The following is a 300-nucleotide window of genomic DNA, read 5'->3' as shown; positions in this document are numbered from 1 at the left end:
ACACGGACCTTCATCACAATCTGCTGATAGAAACGTCCCTCCGCAGAACTGAGATTTCGCATCGAAGACCCCAACACCCAACATACACCAGCATCTACAACCACAAGCGCAAACAACAATGAACTTGAGTCAGTGAGTCGGTGAAGCCAGATAATCAGGAGCGCAAACAGCAGTCGCGTGCTCGAAAACGAAACGTGTTCACGCCACCATTTCCAAAAAGCTTTCATTGGCATCCTCTCGAAACGTCCGGCACATGCTGCTCTTGCCGGATGAATGGGGCGAAGCCCCTAATGGGTAGTC

Annotated in this window: 1 protein-coding gene; it reads right to left on the bottom strand. The window is 51.0% G+C overall.

What is annotated here, in order from left to right; genetic code table 11:
* The coding region (locus AC1RO3_RS09025) for a hypothetical protein (RefSeq protein ID WP_481764084.1) at nt 1-227 on the bottom strand (227 nt) is incomplete at its 3' end.
* Nucleotides 228-300: the final 73 nt, after the last annotated feature.

It is taken from the genome of Dellaglioa sp. CoH-57-MRSF-19 (assembly GCF_056781975.1).
Note: the sequence above shows the minus strand (reverse complement) of the source record. Positions and strands in the feature narration are given on the sequence as shown.